Source organism: Nocardiopsis sp. TSRI0078, assembly GCF_001905145.1.
GTDB lineage: Bacteria > Actinomycetota > Actinomycetes > Streptosporangiales > Streptosporangiaceae > Nocardiopsis.
Window position 1 is genome coordinate 258,235 of record NZ_LWLB01000032.1, and the last position, 22,332, is coordinate 280,566.

Genomic DNA, 22,332 nt, shown 5'->3' on the forward strand with positions numbered 1-22,332 from the left:
GGCCCCGGACGACCTGTGGACGACCGGGGCGGACCCCTTCCGGAGCCGATAGCATCGGGGAAGACGCCCGACCGCCCGCCCGGGGCGGTCGCCGCGCGTTCGACAGCAATCCACGTCTTCCTAGGAGTCACCGTGTCCGCCGCGCCTGAGCTGCACATCACCCTCGCCGGAACCCCGCGTGCGGTGGCGGCCACCACCACGGCGGGGCAGGCACTGGAGGCCGACGGCAGGACCGTCATCGCGGCGCTGGTCAACGGCGAGCCGCGCGACCTCGCCCGGGAGTTGCACGACGGCGACACCGTCGAGCCGATCACCATCGACTCCGAGGAGGGTCGGGCGATCCTGCGCCACTCCACCGCGCACGTCCTCGCCCAGGCCGTCCAGGAGCTCTTCCCCGAGGCCAAGCTGGGCATCGGTCCGCCCGTCGAGAACGGCTTCTACTACGACTTCGACGTCGCCGAGCCCTTCACCCCCTCCGACCTGAAGAGCATCGAGAAGAAGATGCAGCAGATCGTCAAGCAGGGGCAGCGCTTCGACCGCCGCGTCGTCTCCGACGAGGACGCCCGCGCCGAGCTGGCCACCGAGCCCTACAAGCTGGAGCTGATCGGTCTCAAGGGAGGCGCCACCGAGGCCGCCGAGGGCGCGGGGGTGGAGGTCGGCGCCGGCGAGCTGACCGTCTACGACAACATCCACCCGCGCACCGGCGAGCTGTGCTGGAAGGACCTGTGCCGCGGGCCGCACCTGCCCACCACCCGCGTCATCCCGGCCTTCAAGCTCATGCGCACCGCCGCCGCCTACTGGCGGGGCAAGGAGACCAACCCGCAGCTGCAGCGGATCTACGGCACCGCGTGGGAGAGCAAGGAGGCCCTCAAGGACCACCTGGCCTTCCTGGAGGAGGCCGAGAAGCGCGACCACCGCAAGCTCGGTGCCGAGCTCGACCTGTTCTCCATCCCGGACGAGATCGGCTCGGGCCTGGCGGTCTTCCACCCCAGGGGCGGCACCGTCCGCCGGGTGATGGAGGACTACTCCCGCAAGAGGCACGAGGAGAGCGGGTACGAGTTCGTCTACACCCCGCACGCCACCAAGAGCACCCTGTTCGAGAAGTCCCAGCACCTGAGCTGGTACGCGGACGGGATGTACCCCCCCATGCAGCTCGACGGCGGCCAGGACTACTACCTCAAGCCGATGAACTGCCCGATGCACAACCTGATCTTCGACGCGCGCGGGCGCTCCTACCGTGAGCTGCCGCTGCGCCTGTTCGAGTTCGGCACCGTGTACCGGTACGAGAAGTCGGGCGTGGTGCACGGCCTGACCCGCGCGCGCGGCTTCACCCAGGACGACGCGCACATCTACTGCACCAAGGAGCAGATGGCCGGCGAGCTCGACTCGCTGCTGACCTTCGTGCTCGACCTGCTGCGCGACTACGGCCTGGACGACTTCTACCTGGAGCTGTCCACCAAGGACCCGGAGAAGTACGTCGGCGGGGACGAGGTCTGGGCGGAGGCCACCGAGACCCTGCGCGAGGCCGCGCAGAAGCAGGGCCTGGACCTGGTCATGGACCCGGGCGGGGCCGCATTCTACGGCCCCAAGATCTCGGTGCAGGCCAAGGACGCCATCGGCCGGACCTGGCAGATGTCCACCATCCAGCTGGACTTCAACCTGCCCGAGCTGTTCGACCTGCAGTACACCGCGGCCGACGGCTCGCGCCAGCGCCCGGTGATGATCCACCGCGCCCTGTTCGGCTCCATCGAGCGGTTCTTCGCCGTCCTGCTGGAGCACTACGCGGGCGCTTTCCCGGCCTGGCTGGCCCCGGTGCAGGCGGTCGGCATCCCCATCGCCGACGAGCACGTGCCCTACCTGCAGGAGGTCGCCGCCAGGCTGCGCGCCGAGGGCATCCGCGTCGAGGTGGACGCCAGTGACGACCGCATGCAGAAGAAGATCCGCAACGCCCAGAAGCAGAAGGTGCCCTTCATGCTGCTGGCCGGCGACGAGGACATCAGCAAGAACGCGGTGTCCTTCCGCTACCGGGACGGCTCACAGAACAACGGTGTGCCGGTGGACGAGGCGGTGGCCGAGATCGTGGCCGCCGTACGCGAGCGCCGCTAGGGGCGGGGCGCGTCGGCGCCCCGCACCGCACACACGGGGAGCGCCCATCCGAGGGGAACGGATGGGCGCTTCGTCGTTCGGGGGCGCCTCAGCGCTCCTCGCCCTGCGCGGTCTCCTCCTCGTCGTCGCGGAACAGGTCCGCCCGGGAGATGCGCGCGGTCGCGTTGGGATCCGGGGCGGTCTCCTCCTCGTCGTCGCGGAACAGGTCCGCGCGCGAGATGCGATGCGTCGCGTTGGGGTCACTCATGGGGGTGTTACTCCTTGTTGCTACGGGGCAAGCGGATCCTATCCGCCCCTCGCGGGTGGGCCGCACACCCGAAAGGGGCGTACGTGCCGGTGACGGCGCCGCTCAGCGGCCCGTCGCCCGCCGTTTCCAGGCCTCGGCGGGGATCCGCTCCACGAGGTCGACCAGGTAGTCGGCGACGGTCAGGGCACGGTCGGGATCCAGTCTCATGGCCGCCCAGGTGAGGACGTAGTCCCCGCTGAAGCGCACGGGCAGGGATCGCGACCGGGGGTCGGTCAGCAGCCACTTGGTGACCACGCCGTCGAGCACGGCCCCGGTGAACGCGGGGTCGTTGCCCGAGGTGTGGAAGGCGCCGGCGAAGGTGTCGTCGGAGGCGCCCCGGTCCCGCCTGCGCGTGATCTGCAGTTCCGCGCCCGGACCGGGGGTGCGCACGGCCACGATCCGGTGGACGTGCTGGACCCTGCCCGTGCCCCTGCCCATCGTGTGCGTCTGCTCGAAGGCGACCACCGGGTACTGGCGGCGGCGTCCGGTGAGCACGTGCTGGGCGCGCGGGTGCGGACCGACGGCGGACCGGGGCAGGGCGGCCTCTCCCAGCGGGCTCGGGAGGTGGTCGGTGTAGGTCCATCCGTGCGCGTGCGCCCAGCCGCGCAGTTCGGCCGTGCGCTCCTTGCGGAAGTGCGCGGCGACCACGACCGCGCCGGCCGACATGACGACGGCGACCAGCGCGATCACAGACAGGGCGCCTTCCATCCGGTGTCTCCTCCGGGCGGGGATGTGGTTGACCGTGGGCCCCGCCAGGAGCCCACCGTGAGGTGGCCGGGTCCGGCACAACCAGGAACCCGTGCTGGTGGTACGGGTCCATTCTGTGTTGATTGCAGGGACTTGTCACCCCTTGGCGTCGTTCCCCGGTGACTCATCGGAGTTCACAGATCCCTCGTGTTCCGTCCCTGTCTACCCGAGTCGCTCTCGGAGTCACCACCGCGGGCGGTCTGTACGGCCACCACCTGCGCGAACACGGCCCTTTCCCGGAGCCGCGTGCCTTTCCGGCCCTATCCCACGCGGTTTCCCGCTTTCTTTCGGACCTTTGGTAATTCACTGGATACACAGGGTGAAAAAGGGTCCGGAATCGGCCCCGGTTCATCCGCGACGGCGCCGACAGGAAGGCGGTCCGACGGGCGGACCGCATCTGGTGGTGGTCGCGGCAGGCCGGGTCACGGCGTTGGACGCCGACGCGGTCATGCAGTCCACCCGTCGCGACGGCGGCCCGGGCCTGCTGTTCACCGGACCGGACCGCGTCATCGCCACCGTCACCCTCGACTTCGACGCCGCCGGCCGCACCACCGCCGTGCACAATGCGGCCGACCCGGGCAAGCCCGGGGCCGTCGCCGAGGGCACCGCCCACGACCTCGGGACGCGGTGAGTCCGAGGACACGAACGGCCCCGGCGGCAGGGAGCGGGTTCCCTCAGGAGACCCGGTGCGTCGAGAGGAGGCCCGCCGCGGCGTGGAGCGTGTGCTCCGGGGCGAGGAGCCTGCCGGCCGGCGACCGTTCGCCGCGGGCGGCGCCCTCCGCGGTGGAGGACCGCCGTGCGTACTGCTCACGGGCGTACAGGCGGATGAGTTCGTGCATCTCGTACCGTCCGGGGCCCGCGTAGTCGACCAGGTTCGCGTTGAGCAGCAGCTCCAGCGTCCGGTCCGCGTTCTCCACCGACCCCCCGAGCAGCTCGGCCGCCTCCTGGAGGGTGAACGCCGCGCCGTGCGCCCCGCCCAGCCGGCAGAACGCCTCGGCGGCCGCGGCCTGTCCGCCGTGGCGCAGGGCCGTGAGGCTGGCGCCGATCCGGTCGGCGACGCTGAGGCCGCCGGTGCGCAGCACGTCGAGGCGGCACCGCACGTCCGAGAGCCGTGAGAGCAGGTGGTCGGCGTAGCCCGCGGGGTGCGGGAGCAGGCGGTCGGCCACGGCCTGCAGAGCGGCCGGAAGGTGCCCGACCAGCCGTGCCAGCCTCCGCGCGGTGGGGGAGCCGGGAGGCAGGGGGTCCTCGCCGACCGTCCGGGTGAGCATGGACACGGCCGGCTCCGGCGCGAGGACGGACAGCCGGACCCTGAGGGAGGGGCGCAGCGACGTCAGGTTCTGCCGTGCGGTGACGAGCACGGCACAGGCCGGCTCCGACGGCAGGAGGGGAAGGACCTGCTCGACCGAGGCGGCGTCGTCCAGGACGATCAGCACCCGTTTCCCGGACAGCGCCGTGCGCAGCAGGGACGCGGCCTCCTCGGCGTCGGCCGGCGCCTCGTCGACGTCGAACGCCCTCAGGAACCGGGTGAGCACCGCATGCGGGGTCAGCGGTTCGGCGACCGCGGACACGCCGTGCAGGTCGACGTACAGCCGCCCGTCGGGGAACGTGCCGGCGATCCGGTGGGCCACGTGTACCGCCAGAGCCGACTTGCCCACCCCGGGACAGCCCTCGACGGACACGATCGGCGGAGCCGAGGCCCCCCGGGTGGTCAGGTGCGCGCTGATCAGTCCCACCTGCTCCTCGCGCCCGTGGAGCGCCGGGACGTCGATCGGCAGCTGCTGCGGCGTGCCGGACCGGCGTCCGCGCGGCGAGGGGTACTCCCCGGGCACGGGGCACAGTTCCGGGGAGCGGGCCAGGATCCGGCCGTGCAGCTTCCGCAGCGCGGGGCTGGGGTCCACCCCCAGTTCGTCGACCAGGCGGGAACGGATGTCCTGGTAGGCGTTGAGCGCCTCCGCGCAGCGCCCCTCCCGGCTCAGGGCCGTCATCCGCAGGATCCACAGCTGCTCGCGCAGAGGATGGTGGGCGCCGATCACCGAGTTCAACTGGTGGAGGACCTCGGTGTGCCGACCCTGCGCCAGCCGGACCTTCATGAGCTCCTCGAAGCAGGCGAGCCGCTGCTCGTCCAGGTGCGTGTGGGCGAGCGCCAGGTCGCCGTCGAGGGGGGTGTCCTGCAGGGCGTTGCCGCGCCACAGGTCCAGCGCCGCCTCCAGGAGAGGCCCCGCCTCGTCGGCCCCTCCCTCCTCCGCCGCGCGCAGGCCCCGGCGCAGCGCCGCGTCGAACACGGCGGAGTCCAGTTCTCGGGGCTCCACACGGATCTGGTAGCCGTCACCGCCGGTCTCGATCCGGTCCAGCAGCTGGCGCAGCTGGGACACGTAGGTCTTGATATTTCCCTTTGCCGACCGCGGGGATTTCTCGCCCCAAATGTCGTTGATCAGCTGCCCGAAGGACACCACGGTATTCGCTCTCAACAGGAGCGCGGCGAGGAGTTGGCGGTGTTTCAGCCGGTTGACGGGTACGGGGCCGCCGGCGTCGTCCACAATCTCGAGTGGTCCTAGTAATTTGAATTCCATGAGCGTCTCATATCATCCGTATTCCAGCTCGATTCCATGAACCAAGGTCTTCGGTGAGTCGCTGGTCCTTCCGGTGTGCCCCGGTCAAGGCGGTGAACGGCAACCGTGTCCACCATTTTGCGCAGCGTAACACGGGTTTCGAGACGGGAAACGGAATTGGCCGAATCCGGCCGAGGTGGTTCTGAGTTCTCCCGAAGGAGGCTCGGCCGTGGTTTCCGTGCCGGAATGAACCGCCGGTGAACCGCCTGTGTACCCGCTGCTGGTTGTCTGTGGATTGCCAGCTATGGCGCTTACCGAGAAAGGAAGAGACATGATCAGCTTGATCACGTCGATGAGCGACCGGATGCTCCAGTCGGTCGCTCCGCAGGTGCGGGCCGAGGCGGCCGCCTGCGGTCCGTGGCGCAATTCCCACTGCAACCGCTGCGGGTTCCTCTGGACCAACAGGGTGCAGTACCAGAGGCGGTCCTGCAGCTCCGGCACGCAGATCCGCGAGCTGGACTGCGGTACCTGCTGAGTGGGCTGACCCGCTCATGGTGAGAGCGCGGGGGCGGGGCCTCGGCCCCGCCCCCGCGGAACCGGTTCGAAAGGAAGGGTGTGTCGTGTTCTTCGTCGTCGTCGCAGTGGCACTGGTCGGGGCGCTGGGTCTCCTGAACCTGCTGCTGTCCATCGGGGTGGTCCGCAGGCTGCGGCAGCACACCGAGCTCCTGGAGAAACGCCCACCGTCGACGGACGAGGACATCCCGGCCTCGGCGGTGTCCGTCGGCACCCCGGTCGGGGAGGTGAGGGCCACGTCCACGCGGGGCGCGGAACTGTCCTTCGGCGCGGACACCGACCGCCTCGTGGTGGCCTTCCTCTCCCCGGACTGCTCGCCGTGCCGCAAGCGGCTACCCCTCCTCCTCGACCACGCCGCGCAGCACCCGGACGCGCACGTGCTCGCCGTGGTGATCGAGGAGAACGGACTGGAGGCGGAGATGGTCGCCCGGCTGGAGCCGGCCGTGCCGGTGGTGGTCCAACCCTGGGAGGGAGAGCTGCCCAGGCTCTTCGACGTCCAGGGCACTCCCTCCTTCGTCACACTGGAGAACGGTGCCGTGACGGCGACCAGCGTCTTCGCGCCCAGCACCGGTGACGCCGCGCTGAGCACGGCGGCCGGGTGAGGCATGGGAACCGAGGAGAACAAGCCGGGGCTCGGCTGGCGTGAGGTCGTCGCCGGCCTGCGCCCCGCGATCGGTCTCGTGTGGCGGTCGGGCCGCTGGTGGGCGCTCGGTCTGGCGGCGCTCGCCGCCGTGGCGGGCGCGGTACCGGTCGCCACAGCCTGGCTCATGCGCACCGTGCTCAACGACCTGTCCGTCGGTGCCGCGACGGCGGCCGTGCTCACCCTCGCCGTGGTGCTGGCGGTGCTCGGCCTGGTGACCGCGGCGACCACGGCGCTGCAGACCTACGCGGAGGACGAACTGGGCCGCAGGGTCGGCCTGCACGCCGACGACCGCCTGTTCAGGGCGGTCAACCGGCTTCCGGGACTCGGCCGGTTCGAGGATCCCGCGTTCCTCGACCGCCTGCGGCTGGCCGCCGACAACGGGGGACAGACGCCCGCGCAGGTCCTGCAGGCCGTCCTGGGGCTGCTCGGCGGGCTCGTGACGATCCTCGGCTTCATCGGCTCCCTCGTGGTGATCCACCCCCTTCTGGCCGGCGCCGTCCTGCTCGGCACCCTGCCCGCGCTGTGGGCACAGCTGGAACTGTCGCGCCGGCGGGCCGCCATGGTCTGGAGGCTCGGCCCGGTCGAACGCCGCGAGCTGTTCTACCGGGATCTGATGTCGAGCGTCGAGGCGGCGAAGGAGATCCGCCTCTTCGGCTTGGGCGACATGCTGCGCGGACGCATGCTGACCGAGCGCAGGACCGCCAACGCCGAGCTGCGGAGGATGGACCGCAGGGACATGCTCGTCCAGGTCGCGGCCGGGCTGCTGGCCGCGCTGATCTCCGGCGGCGGGCTGGTCTGGGTGATCTTCCAGTCCGGTTCGGGCTCGGGCGCCGTGGGCGACGTCGCCCTCTACATCGCCGCCGCCGGCGCGGTGCAGCAGGGAATGGCCGGGTTGATCTCGCTCCTGGCCCAGGCCCACGGGCGTCTGCTGCTGTTCACGCACTACCGCGCCGTCGTCGCGGTCCGGCCCGACCTGTCCTCGGAGCCGATGCCGCTCGGCCCCCTGACCGGCCGTATCGAACTGCGCGACGTGTGGTTCCGCTACACCCCCGACCACCCCTGGATCCTGCGCGGTGTGGACCTGGACATCCCGGCCGGGACGGCGCTCGGCCTGGTCGGGCGCAACGGCTCGGGCAAGAGCACCCTCGTCAAACTGCTGTGCCGGTTCTACGACCCGGACCGCGGCTCCATCACCTGGGACGGAACCGACATCCGGAGGGTGGACCCGGCGGCCCTGCGTGAGCGGATCGGCGCGGTGTTCCAGGACTACATGACCTATGACATGACCGCCGCCGAGAACATCGGCCTGGGGGACCAGGCCCACTTCGAGGACCGGAGGGCGATCGAGTCCGCCGCCCTCCGGGCGGGTGTCCACGACGCGCTCACCGCGCTACCGCAGGGATACGACACGCTCATCACCCGGATCTTCTTCCAAGGGGAGGAGGACGCCGAGGGCGTCGCCCTCTCCGGCGGACAGCAGCAGCGGGTCGCGATCGCCCGCGCGCTGCTGCGCGAGAAGCGCGACCTGCTCATCCTCGACGAACCCAGCGCGGGGCTGGACGCGGAGGCGGAGTACGAACTGCACACGCGGCTCAGGGAGCACCGCCGGGACCACACCAGCCTGCTCGTCTCCCACCGGCTCGGCGCGCTGCGCGACGCCGACCGGATCGTGGTGCTCGACGAGGGGAGGATCACCGAGGCCGGCACGCACGCCGAGCTGATGGCCGCCGAAGGGGTGTACGCCCGGTTGTTCTCGGTACAGGCCGAGGGGTACCGGGAGGAGGCCGCGCCGTGCTGACCCTGCTCGTGTCCGCCGCGACGGCCGTGCTCGCTGTCGCGGTGCCGGGACTGGGCGCCCTGCTGTGGATACGCGGCAGGGTCTTCGTCACGGAGGTATTCGGCGAGAGCATGCTGCCCACGCTGTGCCACGGGGACCGGATGCTCGCCGTGCGCGCGGGCAGGAACACGGTGTTCACCCCGAGCCAGTTGGTGGTCCTGAGCGATCCGGAGGCGCCCGTGGTCCGCGACGAACGCAACCGCAGAAGAAGGAACTACCTGGTCAAGAGGGTGGTCGCTGTGGCGGGCGAACCGCTGCCCGAAGGCGTCGCCCACGTCACCGGCACCGTGCCCGAGGGGCACCTGGTGGTGATGGGCGACAACCTCGGCCGCAGCCGCGACTCACGGGACTTCGGCCCGGTGCCTGCCCATCGGGTCGTGGGCACCGTACTGCGACGGCTGGAGGGGTGAGGGCCATGCCGTGGGAGTACCTGGTTCCCGGGGCGGCGGCCCTGCTCGCGACGGTCTTCGCCGTCTCCGCGTTCGGCAAGCTCCGGGACCTGCGGGCCTTCGCGGAGTCGTTGGAGCCGCTGCGGCTCGTTCCGCGGCGCCTGCTGCTCCCCGCGGCCGCGGGCGTCCTCGCCGCCGAGACCGCCGTGGTCGCCGCCTTCGGCGGCTACGCGATGGGGGTCGAGCCCGCTGGGAGGGCCGCCTTCGGTGGTGCGCTCGCGCTCCTGGGGGTGTTCACGGCGGTGGTCGTGTTCTCCCTGCGGCGCAGGACGTCCGCGCGCTGCCACTGCTTCGGGCGGCCCGGCGCCGTGTACGCGCCGCGCCACGTGGTCCGGAACGCGGGGCTGGGCGCGGCGGCCGTGCTCGGCGCTCTCGCCGCGGTACCCGGGAGCGCGCCCGAGCCGGCCGGTGTGCTCGTCGCCGTGCTGACGGGGGCGGTCGTCGGCGTCCTCGTCACGGCCATGGACGACGTCGCGGAACTGTTCGCCTGAAGGACGCGGGGCCCGGCCCGGCGGCGGCCGGGACCCCGCGGCGGACACGGTCCGCTACGCCGGAAGGCCCAGTTCGCGGGCGATGAGCATCTTCTGCACCTCGCTGGTGCCCTCGCCGATCTCCAGGATCTTGGCGTCGCGGTAGAAGCGGCCCACGGCGTAGTCGTTCATGAATCCGTAGCCGCCGAACACCTGTGTGGCGTCGCGCGCGTTGTCCATGGCGGCGTTGGAGGCCACCAGCTTGGCGATCGCCGCCTCCTTCTTGAACGGCTCGCCCGCCAGCATCCGCGAGGCCGCGTCGTAGTAGGCCAGCCGCGCGGTGTGCGCCCGCGACTCCATCTCGGCGATCTTGAACTGGATCGCCTGGTAGCTGCCGATGGAGCTGCCGAAGGCGTGCCGCTCGTGGGCGTAGCGCACGCTCTCGTCCACGCATCCCTGCGCCAGGCCGACCGACAGCGCCGCGATGGCGATGCGGCCCTCGTCCAGGATCCGCAGGAACTGCGCGTACCCGCGCCCGCGCTCGCCGACCAGGTTGGCCTCGGGCACCCGACAGTCCTCGAACACCAGCTCGTTGGTGTCGGAGGCGTTCCAGCCCACCTTCGAGTACTTCTGGCCCACCGAGAAGCCCGGCGTCCCCTTCGGCACCAGGATCGAGGAGATCTCCGGCCGCCCGTCCTCCCGCCGGCCCGTCACGGCGGTCACCGTCACCAGTGCGGTGATGTCCGTTCCGGAGTTGGTGATGAAGGACTTCGTCCCGTTGATCACCCACTCGCCGTCCTCCAGGCGCGCGGTGGTCTTCGTGGCCCCCGCGTCGGAGCCGCCGTCCGGCTCGGTCAGCCCGAAGGCCCCCAGCGCCTCGCCCGAGCACAGCCTGGGCAGGTAGGTCTTCCTCTGCTCCTCGGTGCCGAACCGGTAGAGGGGCATCGCGCCCAGGGACACGCCCGCCTCCAGGGTGATGGCCACCGACGAGTCCACCCGGGCGAGCTCCTCCAGCGCCAGGCACAGGGCGAAGTAGTCGCCGCCCATGCCCCCGTGCTCCTCGGGGAAGGGCAGCCCGAACAGGCCCATCCGGCCCATCTTGGCGACGACCTCGTACGGGAAGGCCTCCCGCTCGTAGTAGTCGCCGATGACCGGGGCGACCTCGCTGCGCGCGAACTCCTCCACGGCGGCCCGTAGGTCGGCGTGCTCGGTCGAGAGCTGGTGACGGTTCATCGCTGGTTCTCCTCGCTGGTGGCGGGGGCGGACACGCCCTGGGTGTCGGCGGGTTCGTCCCGGACGGGTTCGACGGTGACCAGGACGGCGTCCATGGGTACGGACGCGCCGGGACGCACCGCCACGGACGCGACGGTCCCGTCGACGGGTGAGGTGACGGAGTGCTCCATCTTCATGGCCTCGACGACGGCGAGCGGGGTCCCCGCACGTACCGTCTGCCCCACCTGGACCGGGACGGCGAGCACCGTCCCCGGCATGGGGCTGCGCACGGTCCCGTCGGCGGCGGCGTCGTCCTGGCGCAGCGCGGCCGCGACGGGCTCCTCGTGCAGGGTCCACGCGGTACCGCTCGCGCCCAGCCACCGGTGCGCGGTGGCGGGGTCGTCGGCGCGCGTGTAGGTGCGGGTGCGGCCCGCGTAGGTGACGGTCAACCGGGTCCCGTCGGCGGAGCGGAGGGCCCGGGCCGCGACGGGCTTCCCGTCGTCCACCCGCACCCAGTAGGTGTCCCGACCCACGCGCCGTACGTGGACGACGGCGGAGTCGTGCCGGGGCGCCCGCAGCCGCCAGGGCGTCCACGCCCGCTCGCCCATCCGCCATCCGTCGGGGACGGCGAACCGGTCCGCCGCCGCGGGCCCCTCCAGGTCCAGCTGGTGGTCCAGGGCCGCCGCCGCGTACACGTCCGCGGGAAGGCCCTCGGGGGCGGGCTCGGGTGGGTCGGACTCGATCAGGTCGGTGCTCAGGTCACCGGCCACCACGCGCGGGTGGCGCAGCAGGCGGCGCAGGAACGCGGTGTTGGTGACGCAGCCCAGCAGCAGGTACCCGGCCAGGGCGGCGTCCATCCGGCGCAGCGCCTTGGCACGGTCGGGGCCCCAGGTGACCACCTTGGCGAGCATCGGGTCGAACGCGGAGGTGACCTCGCCGCCCACGGCGATCCCCGAGTCCACCCGGACCCCGTACCCGGAGGGCTCGACGAGGGACAGCACCGGCCCGCCCGTGGGCAGGAACCCCCGGTCGGCGTCCTCGGCGTAGACCCGCGACTCCACGGCGTGGCCCCGCCAGGACACGTCCTCCTGGGCGAAGGGCAAAGGCTCGCCCAGGGCCACCCGTACCTGGAGCTCGACCAGGTCGACGCCGCGCTCGCCGCGCACGGCCACGACCTCCTCGGTGACCGGGTGCTCCACCTGCAGGCGGGTGTTCATCTCCAGGAAGGAGAAGGACAGCTCACCGCCGGGACCCGCCTCGGCGATGAACTCCACGGTGCCCGCGCCCACGTACCCGCAGGAGCGTGCGGCGGCCACGGCGGCCTCGCCCATGGTGGCGCGCTGGGCGTCGGTGAGCAGCGGGGAGGGCGCCTCCTCCACCACCTTCTGGTGGCGGCGCTGCAGGCTGCACTCGCGCTCGCCCAGGTGGACGACGTTGCCGTGGCCGTCGGCCAGGACCTGCACCTCGATGTGCCGGGGCCGCTGCACCAGCCGCTCCACCAGGAGGGTGGAGTCGCCGAAGGCGGCCAGGGCCTCCCTGCGGGCGGCCGCGGCGCTGGAGAGGAGGTCGTCGGGGGAGTGCACGGCCCGCATGCCCTTGCCGCCGCCGCCGGCGGAGGGCTTGATGAGCAGCGGGTAGCCGGTCCGGGCGGCGGCGTCGAGCAGCGCGTCGTCGTCCATGGGCCGTCCGGGCTTCTCGGTGAACCCGCCCAGGACGGGTACGCCCGCGGCGGCCACCGTGTCCTTGGCGCGGATCTTGTCGCCCATCGCCTCGATGGCAGAGGGCGGCGGACCGACGAAGGTCAGTCCGGCGTCGGCGCAGGCCCGCGCGAAGCCGGCGTTCTCGGACAGGAAGCCGTAGCCGGGGTGCACCATGCCGGCCCCGCCCTCCAGGGCGGCGGCCACGATCGCGGCGGAGTCCAGGTAGCCCTCCACCCGGAGGGCGCGGTCGGCGGCCAGGGTGTGCGGGGCGTCGGCGTCGGCGTCGGTGTACACCGCCACCGAGCCGATCCCCATGCTGTTCAGGGTGCGGATGATCCGCAGCGCGATCTCGCCCCGGTTGGCGACGAGCACCGTCGCGGGGGTCAGTGGTGTGGTGGTCAAGGGTTCCTCACATCCGGAAGACGCCGTAGCCCACCGGTTCCAGCGGCGCGTGGCGGGCGGCGGACAGGGCCATGGCGAGCACGTCGCGGGTGTCGGCGGGGTCGATCACACCGTCGTCCCACAGGCGCGCGGTGGAGTAGTACGGGCTGCCCTGCTCCTCGTACTGGTCGCGGATGGGGGCCTTGAAGGCCTCCTCGTCCTCGGCGGACCACTCCTCGCCGCGCGCGGCGAGCTGGTCGCGGCGGACGGTGGAGAGCACCGAGGCGGCCTGTTCGCCGCCCATCACCGAGATGCGGGCGTTCGGCCACATCCACAGGAAGCGGGGGGAGTAGGCCCGGCCGCACATGCTGTAGTTGCCCGCGCCGAAGGAACCGCCGATGACCACCGTGAACTTGGGGACCCGTGCGCACGCCACCGCGGTGACCATCTTCGCGCCGTGCTTGGCGATGCCTCCGGCCTCGTAGTCCCGTCCCACCATGAACCCGGAGATGTTCTGCAGGAACACCAGCGGCACGCCGCGCCGGTCGCACAGCTCGATGAAGTGCGCCCCCTTGAGCGCGGACTCGGCGAACAGGATGCCGTTGTTGGCCACGATCCCGACCGGGTGTCCGTGGATGTGCGCGAACCCGGTGACCAGCGTGGTGCCGTACTCGGCCTTGAACTCGGTGAACTCGCTGCCGTCCACGACGCGGCCGATGACCTCGCGCACGTCGTAGGGGGTGCGGGTGTCGGCGGGCACCACCCCGTACAGCTCCCCGGGGTCCAGCGCCGGGGGACGGGGCTCGCGCACCTGCCATGCGGGGGGCTCGGGCGGGCCCAGGGTGTCGGCGATGCGCCGGACGAGGGTCAGGGCGTGGGAGTCGTCGTCGGCCAGGTGGTCGGTGACCCCCGAGATCCGCGAGTGCAGGTCGCCGCCGCCCAGCTCCTCGGCGGTGACGACCTCGCCGGTGGCGGCCTTCACCAGGGGAGGGCCGCCCAGGAAGATCGTGCCCTGGTCGCGGACGATGACCGCCTCGTCGCTCATCGCCGGGACGTAGGCGCCGCCCGCCGTGCACGAGCCCAGCACCGCGGCGATCTGCGGGATGCCCAGCCTGGACATGGTGGCCTGGTTGTAGAAGATCCGGCCGAAGTGCTCCCGGTCGGGGAACACCTCGTCCTGCATGGGCAGGAACGCGCCGCCGGAGTCGGCGAGGTAGACGCACGGCAGCCGGTTGTGCAGCGCCACCTCCTGGGCGCGCAGGTGCTTCTTGACGGTCATGGGGTAGTAGCTGCCGCCCTTGACCGTGGCGTCGTTGGCGACCACGACCATCGGGCGGCCCATGACACGGCCCACGCCCGCGATCATCCCGGCGCCGGGGGCGTCCTGTCCGTCCTGGCCGTAGAGCCCGTAGGCGGCCAGGGGCGAGATCTCCAGGAAGGGGGATCCCGGGTCCAGGAGGAGGTCGACACGGTCGCGCGGCAGGAGTTTGCCGCGTTCGACGTGCCGTGCCCGGGTCTTCTCCGGGCCGCCCAGAGCGGCGGTCGCGATCCGCTCGCGCAGCTCCAGGGCGAGGGCGCGGTTCGCCGCCTCGTTGTCGGCGAAGGCGGGCCCGGCGGTGTCCACCGCGGTGCCGAGCACATATGCCCTGCTCATGTTGTCCTCTCGTGGAGGGGTGTTAATGCTCACTAACATCTGCGATGTTAGTAACTACTAACATGGGTGTCCAGGGCCCGGGGCGTCACCGGGGCGGGAAGGAGGGATGGAGGATGGCCAGACCCGCGGGCCGGCGCAGGACGGCGATCCTGGGCGCGGCGGCGCGGCTCTTCGCCGAGCACGGCTACCGGGGCGTGTCCATCGACGACCTCGGGCGCGCCGTCGGCACCACCGGCCCCGCCCTGTACCGGCACTTCCCCGGCAAGCAGGCGCTGCTCGGCGAGGTGCTGGTGGACGTCAGCGACCGGCTGGCGGGCCGGGGCCGGGAACTGGTGGCCCGCGCGTCGGGCGCCGAGGAGGCCCTGGACGCGCTGCTGCGCGGGCACATCGCCTTCGCGCTGGACGAGCCCGCCCTGATCACCGTGCACGACCGGGAGCTGGGCAACCTCACCGACGCCGACCGGCGCCGGGTGCGCCGCCTCCAGCGCGGTTACGTCGAGCAGTGGGTGGGCGTGCTCGCCGAGCTGCGGCCGAACGCGCCGCCCGCCGTTCTGCGCGCCGCCGTGCACGCGGCGTTCGGGCTGCTCAACTCCACTCCGCACAGCCGGGGGGAGCTGTCACGCCCGCAGATGGCGCAGCTGCTGCTGGACATGGGCAGGGCCGCCCTGACCGTGCCCGCCGCCCTGCCGGGCTGAGCGGCGCGTTCGCGCGGGCCCGTCCGGGCGGCCCGGTGCCCCGGGGCGGCCGGGGGAGGGGCGGGCCCGGGGTCTCAGTGGGCCGGTGGTCCTGGGGGGGGAGGCGGCCCGGGCCGGTCGGACCGCACGTCCACGGGTTCCCGACGGAGCCCGCTTCCCGGCGGGGCGCCGGTTGCTCTCCGTGTGCGGGGCGCGGCCCGCGCCGGGCCCGCCCCGCACGCCGGCGCGTGTTCCTACGGCAGGACGTCGCCGGTGCCCGCCGCGGGCGCCATGGGCTCCCCGGGCGTGGTGGTGTTCCCGGGCGTCGTGTTCTGCTCCGGGGCGCCGGTGTTCGCGGGGGCCTCCTCCGAGGAGGAGCCGGTGTCGCCCTGGAAGCTCTCCGCGTCAGGGACGTGCGGCCCCAGCAGGTCGGTGAGGACGTGGCCGAGGATCCCCTCCTCCTTGGGGTCGGCGAGGGCGGTGCCCGCGCCGGCCACCGTCAGTCCTCCGGCCAGCATGGTCGCGGCGGCGATCCTGGTGAACGTACGCATACGTGTTCACGACTCCTTCCGAGTCAGGCTCCAGTACTTTCCGTGATAATTCTGTGACATAGAGTCACCAGTGTCCACGAACCTCCGAGTACGGGAGTTTCGGAGCGACCACGGGTACGCTCCCGCGCGAGGACTCCCCAAGAACCGGCAAAGTCCCCGAAGCGCCGTGCGCGGGAGCCGGTGGGCGGTCCGTGCGCTCCATACATTGGCCACGGCGAAGTGGGTAGTGCTGCGTCCAACGGCTACAGACGCACTCGGCCACGGACGGACGCGAGGCGTCCCGCCCCACGACACGGAGAAGGAGCGCTGCACATATGTCTCGGCCTCGGATCGTGGTGGTCGGCGCGGGTTTTGGCGGTCTGCACACCCTGCGTCACCTCGAACGTCGTATCCCGGCGGGTGCGGCGGACATCGCCCTCGTCGCGCCGCACGACTACATGCTCTACAGCCCGCTGCTGCCCCAGGTGGCCTCGGGGCTGCTCACACCCCAGTCGGTGGCCATGTCCGTGCACCGGCTCACCAGGCAGACCAGGCTCGTCCCCGGGCACGCCATCGGCGTGGACACCCAGGACCGGGTGGTCGTCGTACGGCGGCCCACCGGTGAACTCGCCCCGGTCCGCTACGACCGGCTGGTCCTGGCTCCCGGCGGCGTCACCCGGGCCTTCGACATCCCCGGCCTGGCCGATCACGCCTACGGAGCCAAGACCCTGGCCGAGGCGGTGCTCCTGCGGGACCACGTGCTCGCCCAGCTGGAACTGGCCAACGACAGCCGCGACCCGGCCGAGCGCGAGGAGCGCTGCCGCTTCGTCGTCGTCGGCGGCGGTTACACCGGTGTGGAGACCGCGGCCTCGCTCATGCGCCTGTGCGAGGAGGCGGCCAAGCGCTACCCGGAACTGCGCTCGGTGATCCGCTGGCACCTGGTCGACATCGCGCCCAAGGTGCTGCCCGAACTCGGCGACCGCCTCGGGCGCAAGGCGCTCGACCTGCTGCGCTCCATGGGCATCGAGGTCAAGCTGGAGGTGTCCGTGCGGGAGGTGACCGCCGACAAGGTGGTCCTCACCGACGGCCGCGCCCTGCCCTGCCGCACCCTCATCTGGACGGCGGGCGTCTCGCCCAGCCCGCTGATGGAGACCCTGGACAAGCCCACCCAGAAGGGCCGCCTGGAGGTGGACTCCGACCTGCGGGTACCCGGCCTCGACGACGTGTTCGCGGTCGGCGACGCCGCGGCGGTGCCCAACCTCTCGCACGAGGAGAGCGAGTACTGCCCGCCGACGGCCCAGTACGCCACGCGCCAGGCGGCCACCGTCGCCGAGAACGTGGTCTCGTCCGTCCTGGGGCGCCCGATGAAGGAGTTCCGGCACAGGGACATGGGCCTGGTGGTGGACCTGAGCGGGAACGACGCGCTCGCGCGCGTCATGCAGACGGAACTGAGCGGGCTGCCGGCGCTGGGCGTCACCCGCGGGTACCACATGCTGTCGGTGCCCTCCACGACCGCGCGGGCGCGCATCCTGGCCAACTGGGGCATCCGGGCCTTCACCGGCGGCGACATCTCGCGTCTGGGCTTCGCCGACGGGGGGCGGCCCTCCTCGTTCGTGGCCAACGAGACGGTCGACTACCTGGACGCGGAGTCCACGCGCAGGGAGGGCGCGCGCCTGCTGGACAACATGCGGGAGCGCTACGGCAAGGACTGAGGGAAGAGCCGGGCCCGCGCGGCGGACACCCGTCGCACACCGGTCGACCAGCCGCGGGGGACGGCTGGTCGACCGCGGGCCGCGAGCGCCGGAGCCCTCAGGACCGGACCAGGCGGGCGATCGCGTCGGAGGCCTCGCGCACCTTCTCGTCCGCCTCCTCGCCGCCGCTGGCGACCGCGTTGGCCACGCAGTGCTTGAGGTGCTCGTCGAGCATGGACAGCGCGAAGGACTGCAGCGCCTTGTTCGCCGCCGCGGTCTGGGTCAGGACGTCGATGCAGTACTGGTCGGACTCGACCATCCGCTGCAGGCCGCGGATCTGCCCCTCGATACGGCGCAGCCGGTTGATGTGGCTCTGCTTGTCGTTACTGTAACCATGGGTCGCAGCCATGCTCCCGCTTCCGTGTCGTTCCTGCCCAGATGCCATTACCATACCCCCTCGCGGTATCCAACGACGGGGGTCGGGAACGCATTCCGCCGGTAGGCGCCCCCACGGGCGCGCGTACCGCCGATGTGGCCGTAACAGGAGTTTCCCAGACGAACGGGGGCCAGGCACCGGTAACCGGACACCGGGACGGAACCCGCCGGTGCCCGGTGCCCGCCGCCGGGCGTCAACACCGGGGCCGGTCTGGGTAAATCGCGGGTGTCGGGTCCTTGCCCGGGCCCCGGGCCGCGCCCACCATGGCCGTATGAACGACAGCGCCGAGAACGACATCATGGCCACCATCCGGGAGCTGATCGACGAGGAGCACGCGCTCCGCGCCACCCCCGAAGGGCTGGACCCGAACGAGCGCACCCGTATGAAGGAGGTCGAGCGGGCGCTCGACCAGTGCTGGGACCTGCTCCGGCAGCGGCGCGCCCGCAGCGAGTTCGACCAGGACCCCGACCAGGCCGAGGTCCGGCCCGCCTCGGAAGTGGAGAACTACCGGCAGTAGGCACCGAAAGGCGAAACCCCGCGTGCTCCACGAGCGTCAACACGGGTACACCGGAGCCGGGGCGGGATCCGCGCGGCCCCGCCCCCTCTGGAGCACAGAAGGAAGCGCATGTTCGCCACACTCACGGGACTGGGCCTGGCCTCCGCGGCGGGGCTCAACGCCTACATCCCCCTCCTGGCGGTCGGGCTGATCGCCCGCTTCACCGACCTGGTCCCGCTCGGCGAGTCCTGGCAGTGGATCGAGCACCCCGTCACCCTCGTGACCCTCACCGTGCTGCTGGTCGTGGAGTTCTTCGCCGACAAGGTGCCCGCGGTCGACAGCGTCAACGACGTCCTCCAGACCGTCGTGCGCCCCACCTCCGGCGGCATCACCTTCGGCGCGGGCGCCTCCGCCGTGGAACTCACCGAGATCACCGGCGCGGCGTCCGGTACCGCGACGGGGGAGGGGGGCTCCTGGGCACCGGTCGCCGCGGGCGTGGTCGTCGCCCTGCTCCTCCACCTGGCCAAGACCCTGGCCCGGCCGGTCGTCAACAGCGCGACCGCCGGCTGCGCCGCCCCGGTCGTCTCCCTCCTGGAGGACGTGGTCAGCCTCCTCACCTCGCTGCTGGCCATCCTGCTGCCCGTCCTCGTCCTCGTCGTGTTCCCGCTCATGGTGCTGGCCGGGGTGTGGGCGGTCCGGCGCGCACGGCGCCGGCGCCGTGCGCGGAGCGAGGGCGCGAAGGACCGCCGGGCCGACGGCGCGGTACCGGAGTGAGGCCGTGGCCCGGGCGCGCGGGCCCGGGCCGACGTGGTGTAGAACGCATACCCGTACCCGGACGAGTGCCCGTAAAGTGCAGCCAATGGCTGAGACGACTTTTGACCGACGCGACATCACCCACATCGTCTGGGACTGGAACGGCACCCTCCTGGACGACAACCACGCCAACCTCGCGGCGGTGAACGCCGTGTGCGAGCTGTTCGGCCGCGACCCCGTGGAGCTGGACCACTGGCGCTCCGTCTTCCGGCGCCCCCTCGTCCCCTGCTACGAGGAGCTCCTCGGCCGCGCCCTGGAGGACGGCGACTGGGAGCGGGTCGAGCAGCTCTACGACAGCAGCTATCTGAAGCACCTGCCCTCCTGCGACCTGACCGCGGGCGTTCCCGACGTGCTGCACGAGTGGGCCCGCGACGGGGGGACCCAGTCCCTGCTGTCCATGGCCTCGCACGACCACCTGGTGCCGCTCATCACCGAGCGCGGCCTCACTCCCCACTTCACCCGGGTGGACGGCCGCCAGTTCACGACCGAGCACGACTCCAAGGCGGAGCACCTGGTGCGCCACCTCGACCAGCAGGGCCTCGACCCGTCCAAGGTCGTGCTCGTCGGCGACATCGACGACGACGCCCGCGCCGCGCGCGAGGCCGGGGCGAGCTCGATCCTGGTCACCAGCGGCCTGATGTCCCGCGACCGGCTGGAGGCGACCGGCTCCCTCGTGGTCGACTCCCCGGTGGACGCCGTGGCCGCGCTGCGCGGGGCCTGAGCCCTCCGCGGCCCCGGACCCGCGGGACCCCTCGCGCCCTCGGGGCCGGGCCGCGGGCCCGGCCGCGCAAAGGTCCGGTCATGGGCCCCTCCCAGACCGCGGCGACCGTCAATGGGGGCCTCCCACACCCTCCCGCCCGCCACCGGGTGGGCCTCCCACAGCCGCGGCCACCCTCCGTTGACCTGCGTACTCGGCGCGTGCCCCGGCCCGGTGAACCCGAGGCCGGGACGCGACCGCGTTCACGTGGTGTTGTTAGATGGACCTCACAGCAACACACAGCCACGCAAATGGGAAGGCGGGCCAATGACGGAGAGCAGCGTGCCCCGTGTGCTCTGGCAGCCCGACGAGGAGAGGATCGCCTCCTCCAACATCGTCGCGTTCGCCCAGTGGGCCGCGGAGAACAAGGGGGTCCGGGCCTTCGGAGAGGGGAACGCCCCCGCGTCCTTCGACTACGACTCCCTGTGGCGCTGGTCGGTCACCGACATCGACGGTTTCTGGGAGTCGGTCTGGGAGTACTACGGAGTCCGCTCCGAGACCCCCTACGAGCGGGTCCTCGGCGAGCGGAGCATGCCCGGAGCCGAGTGGTTCCCCGGCGCCACCCTCAACTACGTCCAGCACGTCTTCGAGGGCCGTGACGACGACCGCGTCGCCATCCGGCACGCCACCGAGCTGCGACCCCTGGGGGAGTGGACCTGGGGCGAGCTGCGCCGGCGCACCGCGGCCATCGCCGCCGGACTGCGCGGACTCGGCGTGGGCCCCGGCGACCGCGTGGTCGCCTACCTGCCCAACCTGCCCGAGACCGTCGCCGCGTTCTACGCCGTGGCCTCCCTCGGCGCCGTCTGGTCCTCCTGCTCACCGGACTTCGGCGTGCGCAGCGTCATCGACCGCTTCGCGCAGATCGAGCCCAAGGTCCTCCTCGCCGTCGACGGCTACCGCTACGGCGGCAAGGACTTCGACCGCCGCCCGGTCGTGGAGGAGCTGCGCGCGGCCCTGCCCACCGTCGAGCACACCGTCCTCCTCGACTACCTGCACCCCGGCCAGACCCTCGACGGCACCCTCCCCTGGGCCGGACTGGAGGAGTCCGGGGGCGGAGCCGGGCTTGAGTTCACCCCCGTCCCCTTCGACCACCCCCTGTGGGTGCTCTACTCCTCGGGCACCACCGGCCTGCCCAAGGCCATCGTCCACGGGCACGGCGGCACCCTCCTCGAACAGCTCAAGAACCTGCACCTGCACCTGGACGCCCAGGAGCACGACCGGGTCTTCTGGTTCACCACCACCGGTTGGATGATGTGGAACTTCCTGGTCAGCGTCCTGCTGACCAAGGCCTCCATCGTCCTGTACGACGGCAGCCCCGCCCACCCGTCGCCCTCCGCCACCCCCAGCGGACGGCCTTCGGCCGCGGTGCCCTCCTCCCCCGACCTGGGAGCGCTGTGGGACCTGGCCGCCGACGCCGGGGTCACCGTCTTCGGCACCAGCGCCGGGTTCCTCTCCTCCTGCATGAAGGAGGGCGTCAGCCCCCGCCGGGGCCGCGACCTGTCCGCTCTCAAGGCCATCGGCTCCACCGGCTCCCCGCTCAGCCCCGAGGCCTTCGCCTGGGTCTACGACGAGTTCGACGAGGACCTGTGGCTGTTCTCCACCTCCGGCGGCACCGACGTGTGCAGCTGCCTGGTCGGCGGCACCCCCACCCTGCCGGTCCACGAGGGCGAGATCCAGTCCCGCGCCCTCGGCATGGCCGTCGCCTCGTGGGACCCCGACGGCAAGGAGCTCGTCAACGAGGTCGGCGAGCTCGTCGTGACCCGGCCGGCCCCGTCCATGCCCCTCTTCCTGTGGGGGGACGACAGCGGCGAGCGCCTCCGCGACAGCTACTTCTCCGTCTACCCGGGCATCTGGCGCCACGGCGACTGGATCGAGATCACCGACCGCGGCACCGCCGTCATCTACGGCCGCTCCGACTCGACCATCAACCGCGGCGGCGTGCGCATGGGCACCAGCGAGATCTACCGTGCCGTCCTCGCCCTCGACGAGGTCGTCGACGCCCTCGTCGTGGACGTGCCCCAGCCCGACGGCTCCTCCCGGATCGAGCTGTTCACCGTCCTGCGGGAGGGCGCCGACCTCGAAGGCGACCTCCCCAAGGAGATCGCCCGCCGCATCCGCACCGACTGCTCCCCCCGGCACGTTCCCGACCGCGTCCGCGCCATCAGAGCCGTTCCCCGCACCCTGTCGGGCAAGGTCCTGGAGGTGCCGGTCAAGCGCATCCTCATGGGGGAGAGCCCCGACAAGGTCGCCAGCCGCGACTCGCTGGCCAACCCCGAGGCGCTCGACGTCTTCAGCGCCCTGAAGGAGGGGTAGACGCCTTCGGCCCGG

The 22,332-nt window shown here is 72.1% G+C and carries 21 protein-coding genes; 13 read left to right on the forward strand and 8 right to left on the reverse strand.

The window, feature by feature from the left end:
• Positions 1-132: 132 nt before the first annotated feature.
• Positions 133-2,106, forward strand: coding sequence for a threonine--tRNA ligase (gene thrS, locus A6A08_RS18240; RefSeq protein ID WP_073703814.1), 1,974 nt, complete (start codon positions 133-135; stop codon positions 2,104-2,106).
• Between the two features lie 88 nt (positions 2,107-2,194).
• Here the strand turns inward: thrS and A6A08_RS28290 are convergent, their stop codons facing one another.
• Together A6A08_RS28290 and A6A08_RS18245 are read right to left on the reverse strand one after the other, a co-directional pair.
• On the reverse strand, positions 2,195-2,353 hold the full coding sequence (locus A6A08_RS28290; protein ID WP_199866972.1) for a hypothetical protein: 159 nt from the start codon (positions 2,351-2,353) through the stop codon (positions 2,195-2,197).
• Between the two features lie 102 nt (positions 2,354-2,455).
• A complete protein-coding gene (locus A6A08_RS18245; RefSeq protein ID WP_073703815.1) occupies positions 2,456-3,100 on the reverse strand; it encodes a hypothetical protein in 645 nt (214 codons plus the stop codon).
• 439 nt (positions 3,101-3,539) lie between these two features.
• Between A6A08_RS18245 and A6A08_RS18250 the strand changes: the two genes are divergently transcribed.
• Entirely contained in the window at positions 3,540-3,770 is a 231-nt protein-coding gene (locus tag A6A08_RS18250) for a hypothetical protein (RefSeq protein WP_199866973.1), read from the forward strand.
• A gap of 43 nt (positions 3,771-3,813) precedes the next feature.
• On the opposite strand, the gene A6A08_RS29170 is transcribed toward A6A08_RS18250, so the two are convergent.
• The gene (locus A6A08_RS29170; protein ID WP_083609175.1) at positions 3,814-5,709 is read right to left on the reverse strand and encodes an AfsR/SARP family transcriptional regulator; all 1,896 of its coding nucleotides are present in this window, start codon (positions 5,707-5,709) and stop codon (positions 3,814-3,816) included.
• Between the two features lie 310 nt (positions 5,710-6,019).
• Here A6A08_RS29170 and A6A08_RS18260 point away from each other — a divergent pair, with 310 nt between their 5' ends.
• The 5 genes from A6A08_RS18260 to A6A08_RS18280 all read left to right on the forward strand — a co-directional run bounded on the left by A6A08_RS18260 (position 6,020) and on the right by A6A08_RS18280 (position 9,681).
• Positions 6,020-6,223: a hypothetical protein gene (locus A6A08_RS18260; RefSeq protein ID WP_073703817.1), complete on the forward strand. Its 204-nt coding sequence runs from the start codon at positions 6,020-6,022 to the stop codon at positions 6,221-6,223.
• 85 nt (positions 6,224-6,308) lie between these two features.
• A complete protein-coding gene (locus tag A6A08_RS18265) occupies positions 6,309-6,863 on the forward strand; it encodes a hypothetical protein (RefSeq protein WP_073703818.1) in 555 nt (184 codons plus the stop codon).
• Between the two features lie 3 nt (positions 6,864-6,866).
• Complete coding sequence (locus tag A6A08_RS18270; protein ID WP_073703819.1) at positions 6,867-8,702, forward strand: ABC transporter ATP-binding protein; 1,836 nt, start codon at positions 6,867-6,869, stop codon at positions 8,700-8,702.
• Positions 8,696-9,151, forward strand: a complete 456-nt coding sequence (locus A6A08_RS18275) for a S26 family signal peptidase (protein WP_199866974.1) — start codon at positions 8,696-8,698, stop codon at positions 9,149-9,151. The genes A6A08_RS18270 and A6A08_RS18275 overlap by 7 nt, the downstream gene beginning before the upstream one ends.
• 5 nt (positions 9,152-9,156) lie before the next feature.
• Entirely contained in the window at positions 9,157-9,681 is a 525-nt protein-coding gene (locus A6A08_RS18280; protein ID WP_073703820.1) for a MauE/DoxX family redox-associated membrane protein, read from the forward strand.
• A 54-nt stretch (positions 9,682-9,735) separates the two neighbouring features.
• Here the strand turns inward: A6A08_RS18280 and A6A08_RS18285 are convergent, their stop codons facing one another.
• Genes A6A08_RS18285 through A6A08_RS18295 form a run of 3 tightly spaced genes read right to left on the reverse strand, consistent with a single transcriptional unit; the run spans position 9,736 to position 14,592 of the window.
• On the reverse strand, positions 9,736-10,893 hold the full coding sequence (locus tag A6A08_RS18285; RefSeq protein WP_073703821.1) for an acyl-CoA dehydrogenase family protein: 1,158 nt from the start codon (positions 10,891-10,893) through the stop codon (positions 9,736-9,738).
• Entirely contained in the window at positions 10,890-12,974 is a 2,085-nt protein-coding gene (locus A6A08_RS18290; RefSeq protein WP_073703822.1) for a biotin carboxylase N-terminal domain-containing protein, read from the reverse strand. Before A6A08_RS18290 ends, A6A08_RS18285 begins: the two co-directional genes overlap by 4 nt.
• Positions 12,975-12,981: 7 nt before the next feature.
• Positions 12,982-14,592 (reverse strand): carboxyl transferase domain-containing protein, encoded by a 1,611-nt coding sequence (locus A6A08_RS18295; protein WP_073703823.1) that lies wholly within the window; start codon positions 14,590-14,592, stop codon positions 12,982-12,984.
• Positions 14,593-14,720: 128 nt separating this feature from the next.
• Here A6A08_RS18295 and A6A08_RS18300 point away from each other — a divergent pair, with 128 nt between their 5' ends.
• Entirely contained in the window at positions 14,721-15,302 is a 582-nt protein-coding gene (locus A6A08_RS18300) for a TetR/AcrR family transcriptional regulator (RefSeq protein WP_073703824.1), read from the forward strand.
• A gap of 233 nt (positions 15,303-15,535) precedes the next feature.
• Here A6A08_RS18300 and A6A08_RS18305 read toward each other — a convergent pair whose 3' ends face one another.
• Positions 15,536-15,832, reverse strand: a complete 297-nt coding sequence (locus A6A08_RS18305) for a hypothetical protein (protein ID WP_073703825.1) — start codon at positions 15,830-15,832, stop codon at positions 15,536-15,538.
• Positions 15,833-16,146: 314 nt separating this feature from the next.
• On the opposite strand from A6A08_RS18305, the gene A6A08_RS18310 reads away from it, so the two are divergent.
• Entirely contained in the window at positions 16,147-17,523 is a 1,377-nt protein-coding gene (locus A6A08_RS18310; protein WP_073703826.1) for an NAD(P)/FAD-dependent oxidoreductase, read from the forward strand.
• 97 nt (positions 17,524-17,620) lie between these two features.
• Here A6A08_RS18310 and A6A08_RS18315 read toward each other — a convergent pair whose 3' ends face one another.
• A complete protein-coding gene (locus A6A08_RS18315) occupies positions 17,621-17,911 on the reverse strand; it encodes a metal-sensitive transcriptional regulator (protein WP_073703827.1) in 291 nt (96 codons plus the stop codon).
• A gap of 298 nt (positions 17,912-18,209) precedes the next feature.
• Here A6A08_RS18315 and A6A08_RS18320 point away from each other — a divergent pair, with 298 nt between their 5' ends.
• The 4 genes from A6A08_RS18320 to A6A08_RS18335 all read left to right on the forward strand — a co-directional run bounded on the left by A6A08_RS18320 (position 18,210) and on the right by A6A08_RS18335 (position 22,317).
• A complete protein-coding gene (locus A6A08_RS18320) occupies positions 18,210-18,455 on the forward strand; it encodes a DUF2630 family protein (protein WP_073703828.1) in 246 nt (81 codons plus the stop codon).
• Positions 18,456-18,563: 108 nt separating this feature from the next.
• The gene (locus A6A08_RS18325; RefSeq protein WP_073703829.1) at positions 18,564-19,208 is read left to right on the forward strand and encodes a DUF4126 domain-containing protein; all 645 of its coding nucleotides are present in this window, start codon (positions 18,564-18,566) and stop codon (positions 19,206-19,208) included.
• Between the two features lie 85 nt (positions 19,209-19,293).
• Positions 19,294-19,968 carry an HAD family hydrolase gene (locus A6A08_RS18330; RefSeq protein WP_073703830.1) on the forward strand — a complete coding sequence of 225 codons (675 nt, stop codon included), beginning with the start codon at positions 19,294-19,296 and terminating at the stop codon, positions 19,966-19,968.
• Between the two features lie 303 nt (positions 19,969-20,271).
• The gene (locus A6A08_RS18335; protein ID WP_073703831.1) at positions 20,272-22,317 is read left to right on the forward strand and encodes an acetoacetate--CoA ligase; all 2,046 of its coding nucleotides are present in this window, start codon (positions 20,272-20,274) and stop codon (positions 22,315-22,317) included.
• Positions 22,318-22,332 lie beyond the last annotated feature (15 nt).

Coding starts and splice junctions, on each gene's coding strand:
- A6A08_RS28290 (WP_199866972.1), bottom strand. CDS start 2,353: ATGAGTGACCCCAACGCGACGCATCGCATCTCGCGCGCGGACCTGTTC.
- A6A08_RS18245 (WP_073703815.1), bottom strand. CDS start 3,100: ATGGAAGGCGCCCTGTCTGTGATCGCGCTGGTCGCCGTCGTCATGTCG.
- A6A08_RS29170 (WP_083609175.1), bottom strand. CDS start 5,709: ATGGAATTCAAATTACTAGGACCACTCGAGATTGTGGACGACGCCGGC.
- A6A08_RS18260 (WP_073703817.1), top strand. CDS start 6,020: ATGATCAGCTTGATCACGTCGATGAGCGACCGGATGCTCCAGTCGGTC.
- A6A08_RS18270 (WP_073703819.1), top strand. CDS start 6,867: ATGGGAACCGAGGAGAACAAGCCGGGGCTCGGCTGGCGTGAGGTCGTC.
- A6A08_RS18280 (WP_073703820.1), top strand. CDS start 9,157: ATGCCGTGGGAGTACCTGGTTCCCGGGGCGGCGGCCCTGCTCGCGACG.
- A6A08_RS18285 (WP_073703821.1), bottom strand. CDS start 10,893: ATGAACCGTCACCAGCTCTCGACCGAGCACGCCGACCTACGGGCCGCC.
- A6A08_RS18300 (WP_073703824.1), top strand. CDS start 14,721: ATGGCCAGACCCGCGGGCCGGCGCAGGACGGCGATCCTGGGCGCGGCG.
- A6A08_RS18305 (WP_073703825.1), bottom strand. CDS start 15,832: ATGCGTACGTTCACCAGGATCGCCGCCGCGACCATGCTGGCCGGAGGA.
- A6A08_RS18310 (WP_073703826.1), top strand. CDS start 16,147: ATGTCTCGGCCTCGGATCGTGGTGGTCGGCGCGGGTTTTGGCGGTCTG.
- A6A08_RS18315 (WP_073703827.1), bottom strand. CDS start 17,911: ATGGCTGCGACCCATGGTTACAGTAACGACAAGCAGAGCCACATCAAC.
- A6A08_RS18320 (WP_073703828.1), top strand. CDS start 18,210: ATGAACGACAGCGCCGAGAACGACATCATGGCCACCATCCGGGAGCTG.
- A6A08_RS18325 (WP_073703829.1), top strand. CDS start 18,564: ATGTTCGCCACACTCACGGGACTGGGCCTGGCCTCCGCGGCGGGGCTC.
- A6A08_RS18330 (WP_073703830.1), top strand. CDS start 19,294: ATGGCTGAGACGACTTTTGACCGACGCGACATCACCCACATCGTCTGG.
- A6A08_RS18335 (WP_073703831.1), top strand. CDS start 20,272: ATGACGGAGAGCAGCGTGCCCCGTGTGCTCTGGCAGCCCGACGAGGAG.